This is a genomic window from Aliivibrio sifiae, from assembly GCF_002954705.1.
Lineage (GTDB): Bacteria > Pseudomonadota > Gammaproteobacteria > Enterobacterales > Vibrionaceae > Aliivibrio > Aliivibrio sifiae_A.
Genome location: NZ_MSCO01000002.1, coordinates 822,547 through 841,244 on the forward strand (window position 1 = coordinate 822,547; position 18,698 = coordinate 841,244).

The 18,698-nt window shown below is 36.8% G+C and carries 15 protein-coding genes and 1 pseudogene; 10 read left to right on the forward strand and 6 right to left on the reverse strand.

The genetic code is table 11. The features are described from left to right. Window positions 1-8: 8 nt before the first annotated feature. The 4 genes from BTO22_RS14760 to BTO22_RS14770 all read left to right on the forward strand — a co-directional run bounded on the left by BTO22_RS14760 (window position 9) and on the right by BTO22_RS14770 (window position 4,151). A complete protein-coding gene (locus tag BTO22_RS14760) occupies window positions 9-986 on the forward strand; it encodes a sugar-binding transcriptional regulator (protein WP_105056130.1) in 978 nt (325 codons plus the stop codon). A gap of 120 nt (window positions 987-1,106) precedes the next feature. Next, complete coding sequence (locus BTO22_RS14765; RefSeq protein ID WP_105056131.1) at window positions 1,107-2,576, forward strand: ATP-dependent transcriptional regulator; 1,470 nt, start codon at window positions 1,107-1,109, stop codon at window positions 2,574-2,576. Continuing rightward, window positions 2,569-2,874, forward strand: coding sequence for a hypothetical protein (locus tag BTO22_RS20230; protein WP_258132609.1), 306 nt, complete (start codon window positions 2,569-2,571; stop codon window positions 2,872-2,874). Before BTO22_RS14765 ends, BTO22_RS20230 begins: the two co-directional genes overlap by 8 nt. 209 nt (window positions 2,875-3,083) lie before the next feature. Beyond that, window positions 3,084-4,151: a GGDEF domain-containing protein gene (locus BTO22_RS14770; RefSeq protein ID WP_258132610.1), complete on the forward strand. Its 1,068-nt coding sequence runs from the start codon at window positions 3,084-3,086 to the stop codon at window positions 4,149-4,151. Window positions 4,152-4,244: 93 nt separating this feature from the next. Here BTO22_RS14770 and BTO22_RS14775 read toward each other — a convergent pair whose 3' ends face one another. Then, complete coding sequence (locus BTO22_RS14775; RefSeq protein ID WP_105056132.1) at window positions 4,245-4,436, reverse strand: hypothetical protein; 192 nt, start codon at window positions 4,434-4,436, stop codon at window positions 4,245-4,247. Between the two features lie 479 nt (window positions 4,437-4,915). Further along, the gene (locus tag BTO22_RS14780; RefSeq protein ID WP_105056133.1) at window positions 4,916-6,655 is read right to left on the reverse strand and encodes a bifunctional metallophosphatase/5'-nucleotidase; all 1,740 of its coding nucleotides are present in this window, start codon (window positions 6,653-6,655) and stop codon (window positions 4,916-4,918) included. A gap of 270 nt (window positions 6,656-6,925) precedes the next feature. On the opposite strand from BTO22_RS14780, the gene BTO22_RS14785 reads away from it, so the two are divergent. Next, window positions 6,926-8,560, forward strand: a complete 1,635-nt coding sequence (locus BTO22_RS14785; protein ID WP_061003839.1) for an ATP-dependent endonuclease — start codon at window positions 6,926-6,928, stop codon at window positions 8,558-8,560. A 65-nt stretch (window positions 8,561-8,625) separates the two neighbouring features. Here BTO22_RS14785 and aroG read toward each other — a convergent pair whose 3' ends face one another. Next, window positions 8,626-9,678, reverse strand: coding sequence for a 3-deoxy-7-phosphoheptulonate synthase AroG (aroG, locus tag BTO22_RS14790; RefSeq protein WP_061011791.1), 1,053 nt, complete (start codon window positions 9,676-9,678; stop codon window positions 8,626-8,628). 252 nt (window positions 9,679-9,930) lie between these two features. Here aroG and BTO22_RS14795 point away from each other — a divergent pair, with 252 nt between their 5' ends. From BTO22_RS14795 to BTO22_RS14810, 4 genes and pseudogenes are all read left to right on the forward strand, one after another. Then, complete coding sequence (locus tag BTO22_RS14795; protein ID WP_061011793.1) at window positions 9,931-10,677, forward strand: amino acid ABC transporter ATP-binding protein; 747 nt, start codon at window positions 9,931-9,933, stop codon at window positions 10,675-10,677. Between the two features lie 16 nt (window positions 10,678-10,693). After that, window positions 10,694-11,476: an amino acid ABC transporter permease gene (locus BTO22_RS14800; protein ID WP_374954019.1), complete on the forward strand. Its 783-nt coding sequence runs from the start codon at window positions 10,694-10,696 to the stop codon at window positions 11,474-11,476. Between the two features lie 78 nt (window positions 11,477-11,554). Then, window positions 11,555-12,301, forward strand: a pseudogene (locus BTO22_RS14805) (transporter substrate-binding domain-containing protein); the annotation flags it as partial. 5 nt (window positions 12,302-12,306) lie between these two features. Further along, a complete protein-coding gene (locus tag BTO22_RS14810; RefSeq protein ID WP_105056575.1) occupies window positions 12,307-13,179 on the forward strand; it encodes an amino acid ABC transporter permease in 873 nt (290 codons plus the stop codon). Between the two features lie 81 nt (window positions 13,180-13,260). On the opposite strand, the gene BTO22_RS14815 is transcribed toward BTO22_RS14810, so the two are convergent. The 3 genes from BTO22_RS14815 to BTO22_RS14825 all read right to left on the reverse strand — a co-directional run bounded on the left by BTO22_RS14815 (window position 13,261) and on the right by BTO22_RS14825 (window position 17,005). Continuing rightward, a complete protein-coding gene (locus tag BTO22_RS14815) occupies window positions 13,261-15,123 on the reverse strand; it encodes a methyl-accepting chemotaxis protein (protein ID WP_105056136.1) in 1,863 nt (620 codons plus the stop codon). Between the two features lie 193 nt (window positions 15,124-15,316). Then, a complete protein-coding gene (locus BTO22_RS14820; RefSeq protein WP_060992333.1) occupies window positions 15,317-15,997 on the reverse strand; it encodes a hypothetical protein in 681 nt (226 codons plus the stop codon). Between the two features lie 102 nt (window positions 15,998-16,099). Beyond that, on the reverse strand, window positions 16,100-17,005 hold the full coding sequence (locus BTO22_RS14825; RefSeq protein WP_060992332.1) for a LysR substrate-binding domain-containing protein: 906 nt from the start codon (window positions 17,003-17,005) through the stop codon (window positions 16,100-16,102). 192 nt (window positions 17,006-17,197) lie between these two features. Between BTO22_RS14825 and focA the strand changes: the two genes are divergently transcribed. Next, window positions 17,198-18,661, forward strand: coding sequence for a formate transporter FocA (gene focA, locus BTO22_RS14830; protein WP_105056137.1), 1,464 nt, complete (start codon window positions 17,198-17,200; stop codon window positions 18,659-18,661). Window positions 18,662-18,698: the final 37 nt, after the last annotated feature.

The following is an 18,698-nucleotide window of genomic DNA, read 5'->3' on the forward strand; positions in this document are numbered from 1 at the left end:
GACAAGCTATGACCCTATTGCCTTCTCAAGATCAAACCGAAAATACCGATATGCTCACTGAAATCGCAATCCTTTACTATCAAGAAGGAGCAACTCAGGAAGAGATATCAAAGAAATTTGGGTTATCTCGAGCCAAGGTTGGTCGTATGCTAAGAAAAGCTCGAGAAGAAGGTATTGTTGAAATAACTGTAAAATTCCACCCAGTTTACAGTGCTCAACTAGAACAAAAATTGGTCGAGAAATTTAACTTAAAACGAGCATTAATTACCTTAGATCAACCAAATACAAATGAACAACGCAAACAAGTTGCCGCATTAGTCAGCTCGTATTTAAACAACAACTTACAAGATGATATGGCCGTCGCTGTTGGCCAGGGCCAAAATGTTGCCGCAGTTGCAGACCATGCTGGAATTGTTTCACATCGTAACGCTCGTTTTGTTTCTGCGATTGGTGGCACTCACCGCAGTGGAGACATTATTAATGCCGATCATATTTGCCGTCGCTTAGCTAAAAAATACGGTGGCAGCAGTGAAACTTTATATGCGCCTGCTTATGTCAATGATCCAAAATTACGCTCGGCATTTATGGAACATGCCACAATAAAAGAAACCTTAAACCAAGCTCGAAAAGCAGAATTTGCTCTTGTAGGCATTGGTGATATGGATGAAAACAGCCATATGGTTAAATTAGGCTTTTTTACCCCAAAAGAGTTTGTTGAAGCCCGTTTAAATGATGGCATTGTAGGAGACATTGGCGGTTTTGACTTCTTTAAGTTAGATGGTACAAACGCAGATACACTGATGCGCGGACGAGTTATCGGACTTGAGATGGAAGATCTACGTCAAATATCTAATGTTATTGCAATGGCAAGTGAAAGTCGTAAAGCACTCTCTATCATGGGCGCATTACGAACTGGTGTGATTGATGTGCTTGCTACTAGCGTAAGCTGTGCAATGGCATTACTTAATCTTGCTGAAAACGAATAATGACCCTTTACATAATAATTAACTCTTCTCTTATTAACTAGATCTCACATCTAGAAAATAGTTCGTGACATCAATAGATTAGCCATATTATATTGACATCACTAACAAGGAAGAGTCGTAGTGAAACAATCGAAAGATAAAGTCATCTCCCAACTCAAAGCATTAGAGTTAATCATTGAAGATGATACAGAAAAAGTCAAACAAGATGCCGAGCAGCTACTGTTGCTTTCAGAAACAATTCATTTCAAATATGGTATTGCATACTCAAAATTAATCATTTCAACTGCCCAGTGGCACTTAATGCAATATAATGCTGGTTTTAAAGTCGCTAAAGAATTATTGCAGCTTCATCAAGAGCTTGAAAATGACGATTTACTCCCAACAATTTTACACACGTTAGCCCTTCATTCGTGGGGACAAGCAAAACTATTTTCTGCCCAACAATTTTGGATAAGAGCATTAGAGCAAGCATCCTTACTCGGCGATAACGAGATTGAAATTGAGTCTCTTATTGGCCTTGGTAATATTTGGAGAATGACAAATCGTTTAAAAGATGCCGATTCAACTCATAGCATTGCAGCACAAAGAGCGAATTATTATCGGATCCCTCATTTAGAAGCTAAAGCCTATATTTTGCAGTCATGGGATAATTATCTATTGCATGACTTTCAAAAGATGTTGCCTATTTTATTAAAAGCAGAACAACTGCTCACCCACAATACGAATCTTACTTGGAAAGCAGAAATTTATGATTTTAGAGGACTCGCCTTCCTTGGTTTAAATGATCTTAACTCAGCTCAACAATGCTGTAGCTTTGCTCATCAGCTTTCATTACAACATAATCTTATATGGATGAAAGCGCATTCAGCGATTAGTTTAGCTAGAATTGCTTCCGCACAATCACATTTTGATCATGCTTATGATTTATTAACCGAAGCAGAAGTTATTGCGCAACAATTTGACAAGGGAGAGCTTCGCTCTCAAATATGCCTTGAGCAATCGCGAATTGCTGAGTTAACAAAAGATTACGAGCATGCTTTGTATTCCTACAAGCGCTATCGTCAATACGAAATCACCCTATTACAAGAACAATCAAATTGTCTTGGTAAAGATAAAACAAGCAGCTCTAAAGAACAGTTAGATATGCGTTCAAAAAAATTAATCAATCGCATTAAAGTTCAATTAGAGTTTAATAGTATCTCTTCTCTTACCTATTTATTGCCTCTAGATAAATGGCAACGCAATATTAAATCTATCTTATCCAACACTTTAAATGATGATTACCATCTTATAACTATCGTAGATCCATCCGAAGATAAGATAAATAATCTTATACTATTGGGACATCATTACTGTAAACATGGCGACAGTATCACTCGCTTGAGCAATACTGAAATTGTCCTATTAATTAATGAAAATAAAAAAAGGGCAAAAGACATTGCACACTCTTTGTCTTCGTTATTTGCTTCTTATCCATGGTATCGATATTCATTAAACTCATCCGTACCTACAATTCATGACTTTAGTTTACATGAAATCTCAACTCACCCTATTTTATCTCACATGCATATAGAAGACCTTTATGGATAGCCTTTTAACTCGCATTGCAGAGCAAAACATAAATTTAGTCTCATTAAATTCCCAGCAGTCCTTAGCGCTTTGGGGATTCATTGCTGAGAATTTTACAGAATCAGACAATGAAAAAGCCTATGCCCTATTAATGTGCTCAGAATTTGAAGTGCAATCTAATCAAACCCAAAATAGTATTGAGCATCTACAACGCGCATTATTGCTTCTATCTCTACCTCAAGATATTGATTTGGTGTTACAAATCTATTCTTCACTTAGTTATCGATATACTGTAGTGGCGAATACCAAAATGCCTTAGATCATTTATATACGCTATCAAAGCTGGCTGTAGAACATGGTGACAATGAATTTTATATTCAATCAATACTGGGCATTGGTAATTTATGTTCTATTTATGGTGATCACCTTAAGGCCTTACGTTATTACCAAAAATTAGAGACACTTAGCTCCAGTATTAAAAGTAATAACCTCTCTTTACGTTATAGACTCTATACCATCGCCTGCTTATTGGATTTAAACCGCTTATCAAAAGCGAAGAAGCTCCTAGAAGAATGTCAGATTATTCAATATGTTTCAGATGATGCTCAACTTGTTGCTCAAGTTCAATTATATTCAGCGAAGCTATTGAGGCTAAAACACTCCCCCCAAGCGGCACTTGAACAATTAATTACATTTAAAAGAAAGTATCCAAGCGTTTACTCCTTTCCATGGCTGAATAAACTGTTTTCGATTGAAACCGCGTATTGCTTAATCCAACTACAGCGTGGGGAGTTGGCTGATGTCATTATTTCTCACCAATTAAAGCAGACTAAAAAATATTCGCAAGGTTACTATATTCGCCAATTACTCGATGTAAAAAGCGATGCTCTCGCTAGTTATCAAAGCTTTTCAGAAGCATTACTTTGTGAAAAAGAAGCACATAGTCTAACGGTAGATATAGTCAGAAACTTCCCAATTAACGAACTTGGTAGTCATTCATTAAGACGCTTAACTCGATTAGAACTTCAGTTACGCTTAAATATTTCTGAATCTGAAAATATTAAACTCAAGAAAGTCTCCGATCAGCAAAAAGACACAGTAGCTAGACTTCAGCAAGATGTATTTCATGACAGTTTAACTAAATTATTTAATCGACGTTGGTTCGAAAGTACTTTTGTAAATGAAATTAAGCCGTCACTGGAAGGCTATCAGCTATTGGTTATTGATATTGATAACTTCAAATCAATAAATGATGAGTACTCACACCTTACTGGCGATGTTATTTTGAAAATAGTAGGGAGAATATTGCAAGATAGTATTGGTTCATCACACTATGCAGCTCGCTATGGTGGTGAAGAGTTTATTCTTATTATCACATCAAATAATACTAAAGATGGCGAAAATATTGCTGAAACTTGTAGAATCGCGATTGCAAATTTCGATTGGCGAGAAACACTAAATGAACGAACCATCACAGTCAGTATTGGCCTAACTAAAAACGTTAAAGGCGAAGATTATAAAGCCACATTTTTACGCGCAGATAAGGCATTATACCAAGCCAAACGTTCAGGAAAGAATAAAGTTTGTATATATTAATTTCCATACAAGTCTTTGATATTAAGCTTACTATAAGATATCCAGCAATAAAAAAGCCAGCACGAATGCTGGCTTTTTTTATTTTAAGAACACCTAACGATACAGACCTAAATCTCTTTGTAAATGTTCAGATAATTCTGAAGTGTAATATGTAGATGTTACTTGGCCTTTACCAAATAAAACATCAACAAAATGAGCAATCAGTCCTTTGATAGTTACTGAGTAGGCCTTCTTTTCCAAAGAAGAAGTAGCGATGTTATTAATATTCATTGCTGCCTGTGCCATGATTGCCTCACTTAAAAAGTCATATAATGTTTGATGCACAGATAATAAAACTAAATTTATTGCTCAAAAAATGACTTTTTCTGTAAACTAATATTAGTTTTTCTAATGTAAAAGTTACATTACACTTAAATCAAATAAAATGACTAAATAGTCAAAAATAAGCGACAAAAAAGAATAAAAAACCACTTAACATATATTTAACACCAAGCCTATGCAGCAATTTTTTAAATTTAGTGTACTGATAATAAAAGTGAGATAAGTTTTACTATTGTTTAAATCCGCTAAATACAAAAAAGCTCCCTAAATTATATTTAGAGAGCCCTTTATTATCCAGAAAACTGAACAAAGTATGCGATAACAGCCCAAGCAAAAAACCAACCTACGACCAAAAGCTTATCTGACCAGTCACTACCCATAATCTACCTATTTAACTCTATTAATAACTCATCTCAGAGATAACAAAGCAAAGGTCGTGCCATTTATAAAATTACTGACTCATTTCTATAATATTGATTAAGACACTCTATGGGTTTAGCTAAATTAGGGTAATGCGCTAAATAATCAATAAAACAATCAGCCATAGAAAAAGGCGTTGTTATCAGCATATCTTCACGATTAATTAAAGGTAAATATCCCTCCTTTCCTTTAATAGTATAAGCAGTTGATGTGCCAAAGTATATTTGCTCATCAATAACAGGTAGCCATCCCATAATTGAGCTATAAATACTAAATTCAATAATACGTTGACCGCTTGGTTTCGCTGCATCATAACAATAACGCAACTGAGATACATATGGAAAGCTGCCAGAACCGCTGCCAATAACCCCATTATCTGTTGCGTTATCAATCGCTCCTTCTATAGCCGCTTTTAAATACTTTCCTTTAAGGCTATAAATGACAATTGGGATAGCAAATGGCAATACCTTTCCGGCAATATCCGCATAAGTAATCTCGCCTTGATTAAGTCCAGCCCTTACTCCCCCTGCATTATGCATAGCAAATTGTACTCGGTTATCAATTTGATGAGCTTTAGAATAAAACGCTTCTACAACCCAAGGGGCAATGTCACTTTGACCTTTCTCATTAGGGATACGGCGATGTGATAAATCCTCAACACACTGTCCAATAACTTGCTGTGATAAGCGTTCAACTTCTTTTCTATATTTAGCAATAAGTAATGCTTCTACATTAGGATCTTTCTGACAAAAAACAGCATACTCAAAAGAACTTAACTCTTGAATAATACGTAAGAGATCCTTTTGCTCAACTTGCTGACTACACGCTTTATCTTTATATGCAATATTATCTAAAAGTAAGGTATTTTTTCCATTAAAATTCAGTAACTCACCATCATTGCTATATTCTAAATCACAATAGCCTAACGCAAGTGCATGGCATCCAGCTTGGACAATGTACGTATCATTTATTTTCTCACCATAAGCTGCCCGTGCTTCTAATCCAATGTCAGTAAAGTCCCCTTGAAGAACGTGGCTATGCCCTCCAACTATAAGATCAATACCAGAAACAGATTTTGCTAATTGTTTATCTGCTTCATAACCTAAATGACTAATAACAATAGCGTTATTTATTCCTTGATTAGACAGGTGCTGCATTGTATTTTTTGCAGTTTCTATTGCATTAATAAATGGCGTATCAGGATCTGGATTGGCAAGTATTTCCATTTGGTCAATCGTCAACCCCAAAATAGCCACCTCGATTGAACCGACTTGCTTGATCATATACTTAGCGATGTGTAAATCAGCATCAAAATCTAAAATACGATCTTGATGTTTTAATCTATGCCCTTTAGATTGATCTTCTTGGCTTAAATCCCAGTTTCCCATTAGAATTGGAAACTGTGTATTAGCAATGAATTCACTGACTAATTCATTACCTAAATCAAATTCATGATTGCCTAAAACCATACCATCAAAAGGAAGTTGATTTAATAAATCAGCATTGGCCTTACCTTTATATAAAGAAAAGTATAAAGTACCTTGAAAACAGTCCCCAGCATGAAATAACGCGACCTCACCCTCTTGCTGTTTTTGTTCTTTAGAGAGAATCGAAATTTGATGAGATAAACGAGAAAAGCCACCACATTTAATATAAAACTTATCCAACCCGTCGCAATTTAGCGCGATAACAGACTCATCAAAATAAGAATGCGTGTCATTGATGTGCATCACTCTCAATATATTGCTCTTTTGGTCTTTCATTGTCTCTTTCCTTTCCAGAGCAAACAAATGTAACATGAAAAAGATATCAGCAAACCGCCTCTAAAACCACACCAAACCACTAATGAAAAGATACTTCTGATTTATTTACCTTCCGTTATCTTATTAAGACCGTTGGATTTAACGACGTAGTTACATTTATAACAACTTGTTTTTATATCAAAATCATTGATAAATGTGACTCCTATAATGCTCTACTCTATTTAATTGCTATATAGTTATTCATATAAGTGTCTCTAATGAGGAAGTATTATGCTCTTAGAACGAATAGAAGTATCAGGCTTTAGAGGTATTAAGCGCTTATCCCTTTCATTTGAACAATTAACAACGTTGATTGGTGAAAATACTTGGGGTAAATCATCCCTGCTTGATGCTTTATCAATTGCTCTCCCTGTTTCTGGAGAACTTCATCAGTTTACGTTAAAAGATTTCCATCAAGACCACTCTATTTCTTATACCCAAGATCAGCATATTCAGATAATTATTAGCTGGAAAACTACAGAGAAAAATGAACATAGAGCAGGTCGCTATAGAAAACTCTCTAGCCTATGGCAAAGTAGCACTAGTGATCATTACCAACGAATTTATTACCGTATTAGTGCGACAAATAATGAAGGCAAAATCACCTCATCAAGCTCATTCTTAAATAGTGACGGAGAAATCCTTCGTTATCATAAGATTGAATATCTCATCACTGAATTAATGCGCCTTCATCCCGTTATCCGTATACGCGATTCACGACGACTCAACCTTGAAGAAGTGGCTGAATCAATTCCTAACGATAGAATAGAACGTCGAATAAATAATACTTGTCGCCGTTTAATGACAGCACCAGGGCAAGTAAATAGCGGCGAAATAAAAAGTGCTCTTCACTCTATGCAGTCATTGGTAGAGCATTACTTCGCTTTTAAAAATCATAAAAGAAATACCCCACATAGAATTCATGATGACCTATTTTTTGGCCAAAAAACAGAAGGCGTTTCTTTATCTCAATTCATTAACCAAAACAAAAATAAACAAACAAAACTACTTTTACTTGGGCTCTTAAACACCTATTTAAGAGCAAAAGGCCCTAACACATTAAAAAAATCAGCAAGACCATTAATGATTATTGAGGATCCGGAAGGCCGCTTACACCCAACACAATTGATACAAGCGTGGTCTTTGCTTAACCATATTCCGATGCAAAAAATACTCACGACAAACAGCAGTGAATTACTTAGTGCTGTTCCTTTATGTTCTATTCGTCGTCTAGTTAGAGAATCTGATTCTACGTCCAGTTATTCCGTATCACCAACCAACTTATCGCGTGATGATTTACGTCGAATTACTTTTCATATTCGCTTTCAAAGGACCAATGCATTATTTGCGCGTTGTTGGTTATTAGTTGAAGGAGAAACAGAAGTTTGGTTATTTAATGAAATGGCTCGAATTTTGGGTTATAACCTTGCGGCAGAAGGTGTCCAAATCATTGAGTTTGCTCAATCTGGCTTAAAATCACTGATAAAAATAGCAAAAGCACTTCATATTGAATGGCACGTGGTGACAGATGGCGATCCTGCAGGAAAGAAATACGCCTTTGCAGTGAAGAGTCAATTAGATAACGAGCATGAGCGTCATAGATTGACGGAATTACCCCACAAAGATATCGAACACTATTTGTATCATAATGGATTTGAAGATCTATTTAGAACACTGGCCAATATAACCAAAGATCAACCAGTACCTCCGAAAAAAATCATAATTAAAACGTTAAAAAAATTCGCAAAACCCGATCTTGCATTGGCAATAGTACAACACAGTGAAGAGTTAGGACCTGACAGCATCCCACTACTATTACGTTGGACACTCAAACGAACGGTTACAATGGCAAAAGGGCAAGGATAAACAATCTAGAAAAAACAAAAACGCCAGTCACTTTATGTCACTGGCGTTTTTATATTTAAAAAATACTACTTATTGCGACGAGCGCTCACTGCATCTGCTAATTGACGAAGTACTGTTTCAGTATCATCCCAACCAATACATGCATCAGTAATTGATTGGCCGTAATTTTCAGCTTTACCATCAACAAGGTCTTGACGACCTTCAACTAGATGGCTCTCAATCATCACACCAAATACGGCATCTTCACCACCCGAAATTTGACCACATACGTCATTAGAAACAATCATCTGACGTTTAAAGTCTTTTGAACTATTTGCGTGGCTAAAATCAATCATCACTTTTTCAGGTAAACCAGAAGCGGAAAGTTGCTCTTTCACTGGTTTAACGTGCTCAGCACTGTAGTTTGGCTCTTTACCACCACGAAGGATGATATGACAATCAGGATTGCCTGCCGTTTCAATAATTGCAGAGTGACCATACTTAGTAACAGACAAGAAATGGTGAGAAGAACCCGCCGAACGGATTGCATCAGTAGCGATCTTAATATTACCATCTGTTCCATTCTTAAATCCTACAGGACAAGATAAACCTGAAGATAATTCACGGTGTACTTGTGATTCTGTAGTACGAGCACCAATAGCGCCCCAACTGATTAGATCGCCCATGTATTGCGGTGTGATCATATCTAGGAATTCACCAGCAGTAGGTAAGCCCATATCAGTAAGATCAAGCAGTAACTTACGCCCCATACGAAGGCCATCATTTAATTTATATGAATCATCCATGTACGGGTCATTAATCAGACCTTTCCAACCCACTGTTGTACGTGGTTTTTCAAAATACACACGCATAACCACTTCAAGACGATCACCTAACTCATTACGTAATGTATTAAGTTTAGCGCCGTACTCTAACGCGGCTTTAGTATCATGAATTGAACATGGTCCAATAATAACAAGAAGACGATCATCGTCACCTTGTAAAATATTATGGATAGCTTGGCGAGATTGAAATACCGTTTTTGCGGCGACTTCAGTCGCAGGGAATTTCTCTAACACAGCAACAGGCGGTAATAATTCTTTTACTTTATTAATTCGTACATCATCAGTTTGATACATCTTTATGCTTCCATCTATTTATGCAGTATATACTCTGTATGCTGCATGTTTATTCTCCATACTGGTAACGTAACGTGTCTTGTGATGTTGTGCAATGGTTAATTTAATATAAATTCTACCTCAGCCTATATTTGACCTTAACCACACATAAGCATTAATTTCGGTTAAAAATAAATCAACTAATGAATTATCACTTTTCTAGCTTTATGAATATGTTACAGTAAGTTTAGTAACTAAGTGCTAGGATGAATTGTGACTAATAATAATACAAAGAGACCCAATATCATTAGCTTTGAAACGGTTGATAAATACTACGGCCAATTTCACGCATTAAAAAACATCAACCTCACGATTAGCGAAGGGGAGAAAGTGGTTATTTGTGGTCCATCAGGCTCAGGTAAATCTACCTTAATCCGCTGTATCAATGCGTTGGAATCAATTCAAGGTGGTACTCTTACCCTCTTTAATCACCCTCTTTCTTCTAAACAATTAATGAAGGGGGAAGTTGGCATGGTTTTTCAGCATTTCAATTTATTTCCACACCTTACGGTATTAGAAAATCTTACCCTTGCACCGATGAAGACCTTAAAACTGTCAAAACAAGAAGCACACCAGCGTGCATTGACCTATTTACAGCGAGTCAACATCGCAGAACAAGCAGATAAGTACCCATCTCAACTCTCTGGTGGACAACAACAACGCGTAGCTATTGCTCGTTCACTTTGTATGAAACCTCAGGTTTTGCTTTTTGATGAACCAACATCCGCACTTGACCCTGAAATGATCAGTGAAGTGTTAGATGTTATGTCGGATTTAGCAAAAGATGGAATGACAATGGTCTGCGTTACTCATGAAATGGGCTTTGCTAAAAAAGTGGCTGATCGAGTCGTATTTATGGATGAAGGAGAAATCGTTGAAATCGCAAAACCTCAACAATTCTTTGAAAACCCACAGCATCAACGAACTCAACATTTTTTAAATCAAATTTTAAGCTATTAATATTATGCGCCGTTTGATGACTATTTTATCCCCTATTTTTTCAGCACTGTTGCAAATCACTTTATTGGGCATTGCTCTTTATTGGATATTAGACAGTGGTGCACAAGCCATAAACTATCAATGGCAATGGGACCGCGTTCCTGATTATCTGTTTTTCTATGAAGATGGCGAATGGTTTCCTGCCGAACTTATCGAAGGCTTATTAGTCACTCTTAATATCTCAGCGATTAGTGCCATTGCGACTCTTTTAATTGCGCTAGTTACTGCCCTATTACGCTTATCTGATTCGATTGTAGGACGAAGCCTCGCGACCTTCTATATTGAAATAATAAGAAATACCCCTCTATTAGTACAAATCTACTTATTGTATTTTGTCTTTGGCCCTTTTTTAGGTCTAGAGAGAACAACAACCGCCGTTCTCGCATTAGCACTATTTCAAGGGGCCTATACCGCTGAGATCTTACGTTCCGGCTTGGTTAATTTACCTAAAGGACAATTAGAAGCATGTAAAACCTTAGGTTTATCCTCATTTAATAGCTATCGCTACGTAGTATTACCTCAAGTGATCAGAAATACACTTCCTTCTTTAACTAACGAATTAGTTTCTTTAGTGAAAAACTCTTCTATAGTCAGTGTGATGGCTATTTTTGATTTAACCACTGAGGGGCGTAATATTGTCTCAGATACCGCAATGCCATTTGAAATTTGGTTCAGTGTCGCTGCCATTTATTTACTTATCACGTTAACACTTTCTGGGCTATCCGCTTGGTTAGAACATCGAATGCATAATGCACATTAAGGGAGAAACATACGCATGAAGCAATTATTACTGTCATTTCTTAGCTTGAGTCTACTGTTTAGTAGTTCAGTATTTTCAGCTACCTCATCAGATAGCACTCCAAATGTTGATAAAATCAAAGACAGAGGCACACTTAAAGTAGGCTTAAGTACTTTTGTACCTTGGGCAATGAGAAACAAGCAAGGCGAACTTATTGGTTTTGAAGTTGATGTAGCCAAGCGTTTAGCAAAAGATTCTGGTTTAAAAATTGAATTTATTCCAACGGCTTGGGATGGCATTATTCCATCTCTTATCTCAGGTAAATTTGATGTTATCATCGGTGGATTAACCATTACTGATGAACGTTCTAAAAGTGTTTTATTTACTATTCCTTATTCTCATTCTGGTGTTCAAGTTGCCGCAAATAAAAAAATGACCGAAGGCTTTACTCGTGAACAATTCAACTCTCGTCGTGTAAAATTTGCTGCACGTCGTGGTTCTATTACCGTAGCAGCAATTAAAGAACACTTCCCAAAAGCGAAAGTTCTTCAATTTGATGATGATGCACAAGCATTCCAAGAAGTATTAAATGGCAATGCCCATGCCGTTGCCGCTTCCACACCAAAACCTGAATTCGATACAATTAAATACTCTGATATCTTATATTTACCATTTAAAGAGCGTTTGTCTCAAGGTAATGAGGCCTTTGCTGTTCGTCTTGGCGAAGAAGATAAAAAAGCCTATTTTGATACATGGATTAAAGCTCGTACTGAAGATGGTTGGCTAAAAGAGCGTTATGATTATTGGTTTACTAGCCTAGATTGGCAATCACAAACAGCGAACTAAGTACTATGCAACAAAGAGTATCTTTAAAATTAAATCGTTTAGATTGGGTATTACTGGTTATTATTGCCAGTTTTATCTTTTTGTTATGCGTGAAAGAGAGCGGAAGTCTTACTTATCATTGGCAATGGTCTCGCGCTCTCAATCTGCTGTTCACTCATAAAGCAGACGGCTCATTACCTTATTTCTTCGATGGTATATTTTCAACATTACGCCTCACATTTTGGGGGATGCTCTTTGCTCTCGTCTTTGGAATTCTACTTGGCTTAGGTCGTCGTTCTCCTCTAGCTATTATTAGGGCTATCTCAAACAGTTACATTCAACTTATTCGAAATATTCCACCATTAGTCTTTATTTTTATCTTCTACTTCTTCATTGCTAATCAGCTTGTTCCTCTCTTTGGTCTTGAGTCATTACTTCGAGAGCACAATGGTGACATTAATATCGTACAGTCTTTTCTATTTGGCTCTGCTAATTTATGGGAAAACTTAATTGCGGGAGTGCTCTGTATCGGTATGATTTCAGCAGCTTATATTGGTGAAGTAGTTCGTTCTGGTTTAGATGCGATTCCACAAGGGCAGCATGAGGCAGCAAGAAGCCTAGGATTATCAACTTGGGATCGCTACCGTTATATTATTGCACCTCAGGTATTTAAAGTAATTATCCCTCCTTTAGCTGGACAATGTATATCGTTAGTTAAAGACTCTTCAATTATTTCATTGATATCAATACAGGAACTCACCTTTGTGGGTACTGAAATTGCCAACTCAAGTGGAATGATATTTGAAATTTGGATAATTGTGGCACTCTGCTATTTTGTTCTTTGTTTTAGCTTATCTCGTCTTTTTTCTTATTGGGAGAAAGACAAAACTGCATTGTAAACGCTAAAAATAAGAAAGCTCAGAACAACTCCTGAGCTTTCTTTATTAACTATCAATTTTATTGATACTGAATAAGTTAACTTACACTGTAAATTTATTCATGATTTTTTCTTGATTCCCTACCAACTCAACTTGCTCATTAATAGCGATACCCGCATTCTGCGCAGCTTCATGTACCAATATCGACAAGTCTTTAATATTCACAGTCTTACCATTAATTTCTTCGGCAACTTGGCTTTGCTCTTCTGCTGCTGAAGCAATATGAATGTTCATATCATTAATTTGTTGGATAGTTTCTCTGATTTGCATTAATGCTTCTGCTGTTTGTTGTGCTTTATCTACTGTTGATTCAGCACGCTGCTGACTACTTGACATTGATGCTGATACTCGTGATGCACCCGATTGCAATTGATCAATCATACTTGCAATTTCAGTCGTTGATTGCTGCGTTCGTTTAGCTAATGTCCTAACTTCATCTGCTACAACCGCAAAGCCTCGCCCCGCCTCACCAGCTCGTGCCGATTCAATGGCAGCATTCAAGGCTAATAAATTGGTTTGTTCTGCAATATCATTAATCACTCGTAAAATAGTGCCGATGCTGTCTGTCGCTTTCTCTAGTGACTCCACCTCTACAACTGCTTGGTTAATATTGTTAGATAATTCAGTGATTTCATTCGAGGTTTGCTCAACAACGGTCATCCCATGCTCAGTGGCATCATCGGCTTTTTTAGCGTATTCCGCAGCATGTTGCACATTACCTGCTACATCAACAGACGTAGCCGCCATTTCATTCATTGCTGTTGCCAACTGCTCTAATTCCATCATTTGCGTATTCATCGCACTTGCGGATTCTTGAGCACCAGATGAAATCAATTGAGTTCCCCCCATTAATTTATGACTGAGCTCTTTTGTTTCAGTAACTTGACTCTGTAGGTTTTCAACGAATTGATTAAAACCACGGGCTAATGGTTCAAACTCTGGGTCAATCTTAGTATCTAAGCGTTGAGTTAAATCAGCTTCACCAGAAGCAACATTATTAATCGCTTCATTTAATACTTGAACAGGACGAATTAAGCGAGAAAGTAAAGCCAACATAATACTAATAGCAATAACAACCGCGATTAAAGAATACAAAATAGATGTCGTGCGTAATTCATTTATGTGCTCAAAGATCTTCGCTTGATCAACAACAACGCCGACTGACCACGTTTGGCCTTCTATTGGTGTAAAATCAACATTATATGTACTCCCTTCTAGCTCTAAAGACTGCATGCCTGAACGCAACTCTAGATTAGGTAAAAAGTCATTAAATGACTTACCATTATATTTGCTATTAGGGTGAGCAATTACGGTTCCATCTTGATCTACAATAAATAAGTAACCAGCACCAAATAATTCAACTTGATTGACTAAATCAGCTAAGCGAGAAAGGCTTAAATCAAAAAATAAAGAGCCTTTAAACTGACCGTTTTCTTCAATAGTTGTAGCTATGGATATAAGAATATCTTTTGTTGCCGCATCTTCATAAGGAGCAGTAATGAGCGTTTTTCTTAACTGCTTTGAATCTATATACCAACTCCTCGCCCTTGGATCATAATCAGAAGGGTTCCAAGAAGGCTCATTACCTAAAAAGGTTCCATCTTCAAAACCCACCCCAGCAAGAAGAAAAGCGTTTTTTATTTGTGGTTGCTTTAATACTGTCGACATTGAATCTGGCGTTGGGTTCGCTTTAATCATCGCTGTAGCATATTCGGCAAGCATCTTCTTACCTGATAACTCTGAAGTCACGGTATTACGAACACCATCGACGATTTCTAAAATGCTCGACTCTACTTGACGTTCAACTTCTTTTTTCATATTTAAATATTGAACGACGCTTAAAACTGATAGCGTACAAACCATTATTACAGAAAATGCTGCAATAATTTTATGGCGAAACTTCATAGATATTCCCTATATTCAGTAATGAATTCTTACATTACTCCACACAATCTATGATTATTGATCACTAATAAAGCACAAATTAACACTTTTGCAACAGCTGTCTCATTTATAATAAGCATAAAAAAACAGCTAACCCTCTCGGGTCAGCTGCTTCTATTGATATTTCAAACAGTTATGATATTAAGTAACTAGATTAGTCAATTTGTTGAATTTCTTCTAATCTCTTAGTGTTCACAGTAAAGACTCTGAACATAAAGATTGTATTCATCATTGATAAAACAACCTCACATACAGAGAAAAAGAAAGACAATGCAGCAGATTTAAGGCCAATTAAGCTAAATGCATACTCAATTAACCACATTAACCCTGTTGTAAATCCAAAGATAATTACCAGCCCCTTAAAAAGAATCCAATAATTGTCTTTCGTTTCATGCCAACCTAACTTTATTGCATCTAACGTTTTCTCTTTATAAAGAACACAGTAAATCTCAGTAAAAGAAAAACGAGCCATTAAATATAAGCCTGGCAGTACTAACGCAATAAAACCAGTTAATACCGCTGCACCTAAAATAATATTCATTAATACAAATGAAAACCAAGTACTTGCTGGAATTTGATACAGCTGGCTAAATGGAACACGGCGTCCATCAAACGAATAAGCAATGTAATAAAGAATAGCACCCTTATAAAATGGGTAGATAGTTAAGATAAACAGCATGTAAATTAAGAATTTACCTGAACCATCCTCTTCATTAAAGCTCAATGCAATTCCATTTGTAATTAAAGCAAATGGCAAAACAAGAATACAGAAAGCGATGAAATGCTTTTTGAAGTAATTAAAGCTATCCATCAATAAAACTGATAAGGCTGGCATCTCTTTTTATCCCTAAATATATTTGTTTAAATTGTGAGTCTCTATTTTTATGAGAATAACAAATATCAAACCAACTAAGAAGCCGATTTTTATAAAGAAATACTAACGTATAACATTATGGCTTTTAATCATTCGGATCCCTTCACGACGAATACAGCTACTGATCGGGTTTTGATCCATACTTGCACGCCAAATGAAGGATAATGTTCGCTCCATATTGAGTTCAGGAACATTTAAAGCAACTAATTCACCGCGCTCTATGTATTTCACTACATCTAGGTAAGGTAAACAGCTTAAATACTGTCCATTTGCAACAAGAGTTCTTAATACTGGTACGTATTCATATTCACGCCATACATCTAAATCAGGAATTTTATCGTGAATAGCACTATCAAAAATAGTTCGAGTTCCTGCGCCATGCTCTCGTAATACCCATTTAGCCTGTTCAAGCTGCGCCAAACTTACTTTTTCATGCTTAGCAAAAGGGTGATGAGCTGCTGCGACAATGATTAGATGATCTTTACAAAAAACTTCTTGATGAATACGGCTATCATCACAACGTCCTTCAATAATCCCCAACTCATATTTGTAATCAAGCACACCATTGATGATACCAGAGGTATTTTTCACCCCTAAAGATATTCTAATTTCTGGAAAGTCATTATCAATATTACTGATAAGGTTTGGAACTAGGTGTTCTGCTGCTGTCTGACTCGCGCCTAAAGATATCTCACCACTAATTAAATGCTGATCATAAAAGCCTAATTCAATCTGCTGTGCATCATGAATTAGCTTCTTTGCTTTAGGTCGAAGCCATACGCCCCAATGCGTTAGTGCCATTCTCTTTCCGTGGCGTTCAAATAAAGAACGGCCCAGCATTTTTTCTAACTGTGACAATGACATACTCGTTGCCGACTGAGTCAAGGACAATAGCTCTGCCGCCTGACTCACACTCCCTGTTGTTGCAACTGCATCAAAAACTGCCAACTGTTTTAATGAATAACGCATAACCATCTCTTTTATAAGAACTTATTTTGAAAGAATAATACCACTTTAGAGCCATCAGTAAAACTGATATAGAACTTAAAAACAATCAATTTTACCTCGACGTCATTTACTCATAATCTAAATGGGCTCAAGCAAGACAGGTAATTATCTTTTGCTTGGGCTTATTAATAACCAATGACTTAAGGAGGACAAATGAGCGCTAATCTCAGTCCAAATACTAGTGGACAATTTAATCCCAGTGAAATGATGGACCAAGCGGCTTACTACGCTCTTGCTAAATCAAAGAAGCCGACCAGCATGGTCATAGGCTTAGCCATAATGGCAGGTGTATTTATCGGGATCGCCTTCATTTTCTATATAACAGTAACGACTGGGAATGCACAAACTGGCTGGGGGATTAGCCGTTTTGCTGGAGGTTTAGCGTTTAGCTTAGGATTAATTCTTGTTGTTATCGGCGGTGGTGAGTTATTTACCAGCTCCGTACTGTCAGCGATTGCCGTTGCAAATAAACAAATCAGCTTTGGAAAGATGTTAGGTATATGGGGCAAGGTTTACATTGGTAACTTTATTGGTGCCACCCTACTACTTGCACTTGTTGTTTCTGCTGGGATGTACCAAAACGATGGTGGTCAATGGGGATTAAACGCACTAAATATCGCTCAACATAAATTACATCATCAACCATTAGAAGCATTTGCTTTAGGTATTTTATGTAACTTGTTGGTGTGTTTAGCGGTTTGGCTAACTTTCTGTTCAACGAATATGTTAACAAAAGCAATCATGGTTATTCTTCCTGTTGCTATGTTTGTTAGCAGTGGCTTTGAGCACTGTGTTGCAAATATGTTCATGGTTCCACTAGGTATTGCAATTCAACAATTAGCTCCGCCAGAGTTTTGGCTTGCTGTTGGCGCATCACCTGAACAATACGCAGATTTAAACATTATTAACTTTATTACTGCCAACCTGATTCCTGTGACATTAGGAAACATCGTCGGCGGAGCTGGATTAGTTGGTTTAGGTTACTGGGCTATTTTTTCTCGCCCACAATTAAACGCAGTACCAGCATCACAAATCACACCACTTTTCACTGATTCAGACACTAAGGAAATAACTGAAATGAACGCGAATAAAATAGTAAATCAATTTATGGATATTAACGCTTACGTACTTCACCCTGAAATGCCTGTTGAAATTGCATTAGATAACTTATTAGACCGTCACCTTTCTGGTGCAATTGTTATCAATAGTCACAATGAAGTGGTTGGTTTTTTCTCTGAACACGATGTATTAGTTGAATTATGGTGTGAAGATTACCTACCAGAGAAAGGTCGTACTGTTGCTGATTTAATGAAAACGGATATCACAAGTATTTCATCAAAAGATACTCTACTTCAACTAGCTGAATTCTACGCTATTGATAAACCAAAACTATACCCTACAACAGACATGGGAATTGCAACAAGCTACAGCACATTATCAATAAATGATCGTGCTCGTGATATGCGTATTGCTAAGCCTCGTATCTTGCCTGTTATTGATGATAACAAGTTTGTTGGTGTCGTTACTCGTGAAGACGTTGTTACTCAACTACGTGCGATTTACGGTGAGCGTATGCAAGCGGTAAAAACTGAAGAAACTGATGCTATCGTTGCATAACCTTAAAATAAAAATATAACAACACAGTTGGTAAACA

What these genes read in the sequence shown, in the direction of transcription:
- focA (WP_105056137.1), top strand. Translation starts at nt 17,198, where the DNA reads ATGAGCGCTAATCTCAGTCCAAATACTAGTGGACAATTTAATCCCAGT.
- aroG (WP_061011791.1), bottom strand. Translation starts at nt 9,678, where the DNA reads ATGTATCAAACTGATGATGTACGAATTAATAAAGTAAAAGAATTATTA.
- BTO22_RS14810 (WP_105056575.1), top strand. Translation starts at nt 12,307, where the DNA reads ATGCAACAAAGAGTATCTTTAAAATTAAATCGTTTAGATTGGGTATTA.
- BTO22_RS14775 (WP_105056132.1), bottom strand. Translation starts at nt 4,436, where the DNA reads ATGGCACAGGCAGCAATGAATATTAATAACATCGCTACTTCTTCTTTG.
- BTO22_RS14815 (WP_105056136.1), bottom strand. Translation starts at nt 15,123, where the DNA reads ATGAAGTTTCGCCATAAAATTATTGCAGCATTTTCTGTAATAATGGTT.
- BTO22_RS14800 (WP_374954019.1), top strand. Translation starts at nt 10,694, where the DNA reads ATGACTATTTTATCCCCTATTTTTTCAGCACTGTTGCAAATCACTTTA.
- BTO22_RS14820 (WP_060992333.1), bottom strand. Translation starts at nt 15,997, where the DNA reads ATGCCAGCCTTATCAGTTTTATTGATGGATAGCTTTAATTACTTCAAA.
- BTO22_RS14780 (WP_105056133.1), bottom strand. Translation starts at nt 6,655, where the DNA reads ATGAAAGACCAAAAGAGCAATATATTGAGAGTGATGCACATCAATGAC.
- BTO22_RS14785 (WP_061003839.1), top strand. Translation starts at nt 6,926, where the DNA reads ATGCTCTTAGAACGAATAGAAGTATCAGGCTTTAGAGGTATTAAGCGC.
- BTO22_RS20230 (WP_258132609.1), top strand. Translation starts at nt 2,569, where the DNA reads ATGGATAGCCTTTTAACTCGCATTGCAGAGCAAAACATAAATTTAGTC.
- BTO22_RS14825 (WP_060992332.1), bottom strand. Translation starts at nt 17,005, where the DNA reads ATGCGTTATTCATTAAAACAGTTGGCAGTTTTTGATGCAGTTGCAACA.
- BTO22_RS14760 (WP_105056130.1), top strand. Translation starts at nt 9, where the DNA reads ATGACCCTATTGCCTTCTCAAGATCAAACCGAAAATACCGATATGCTC.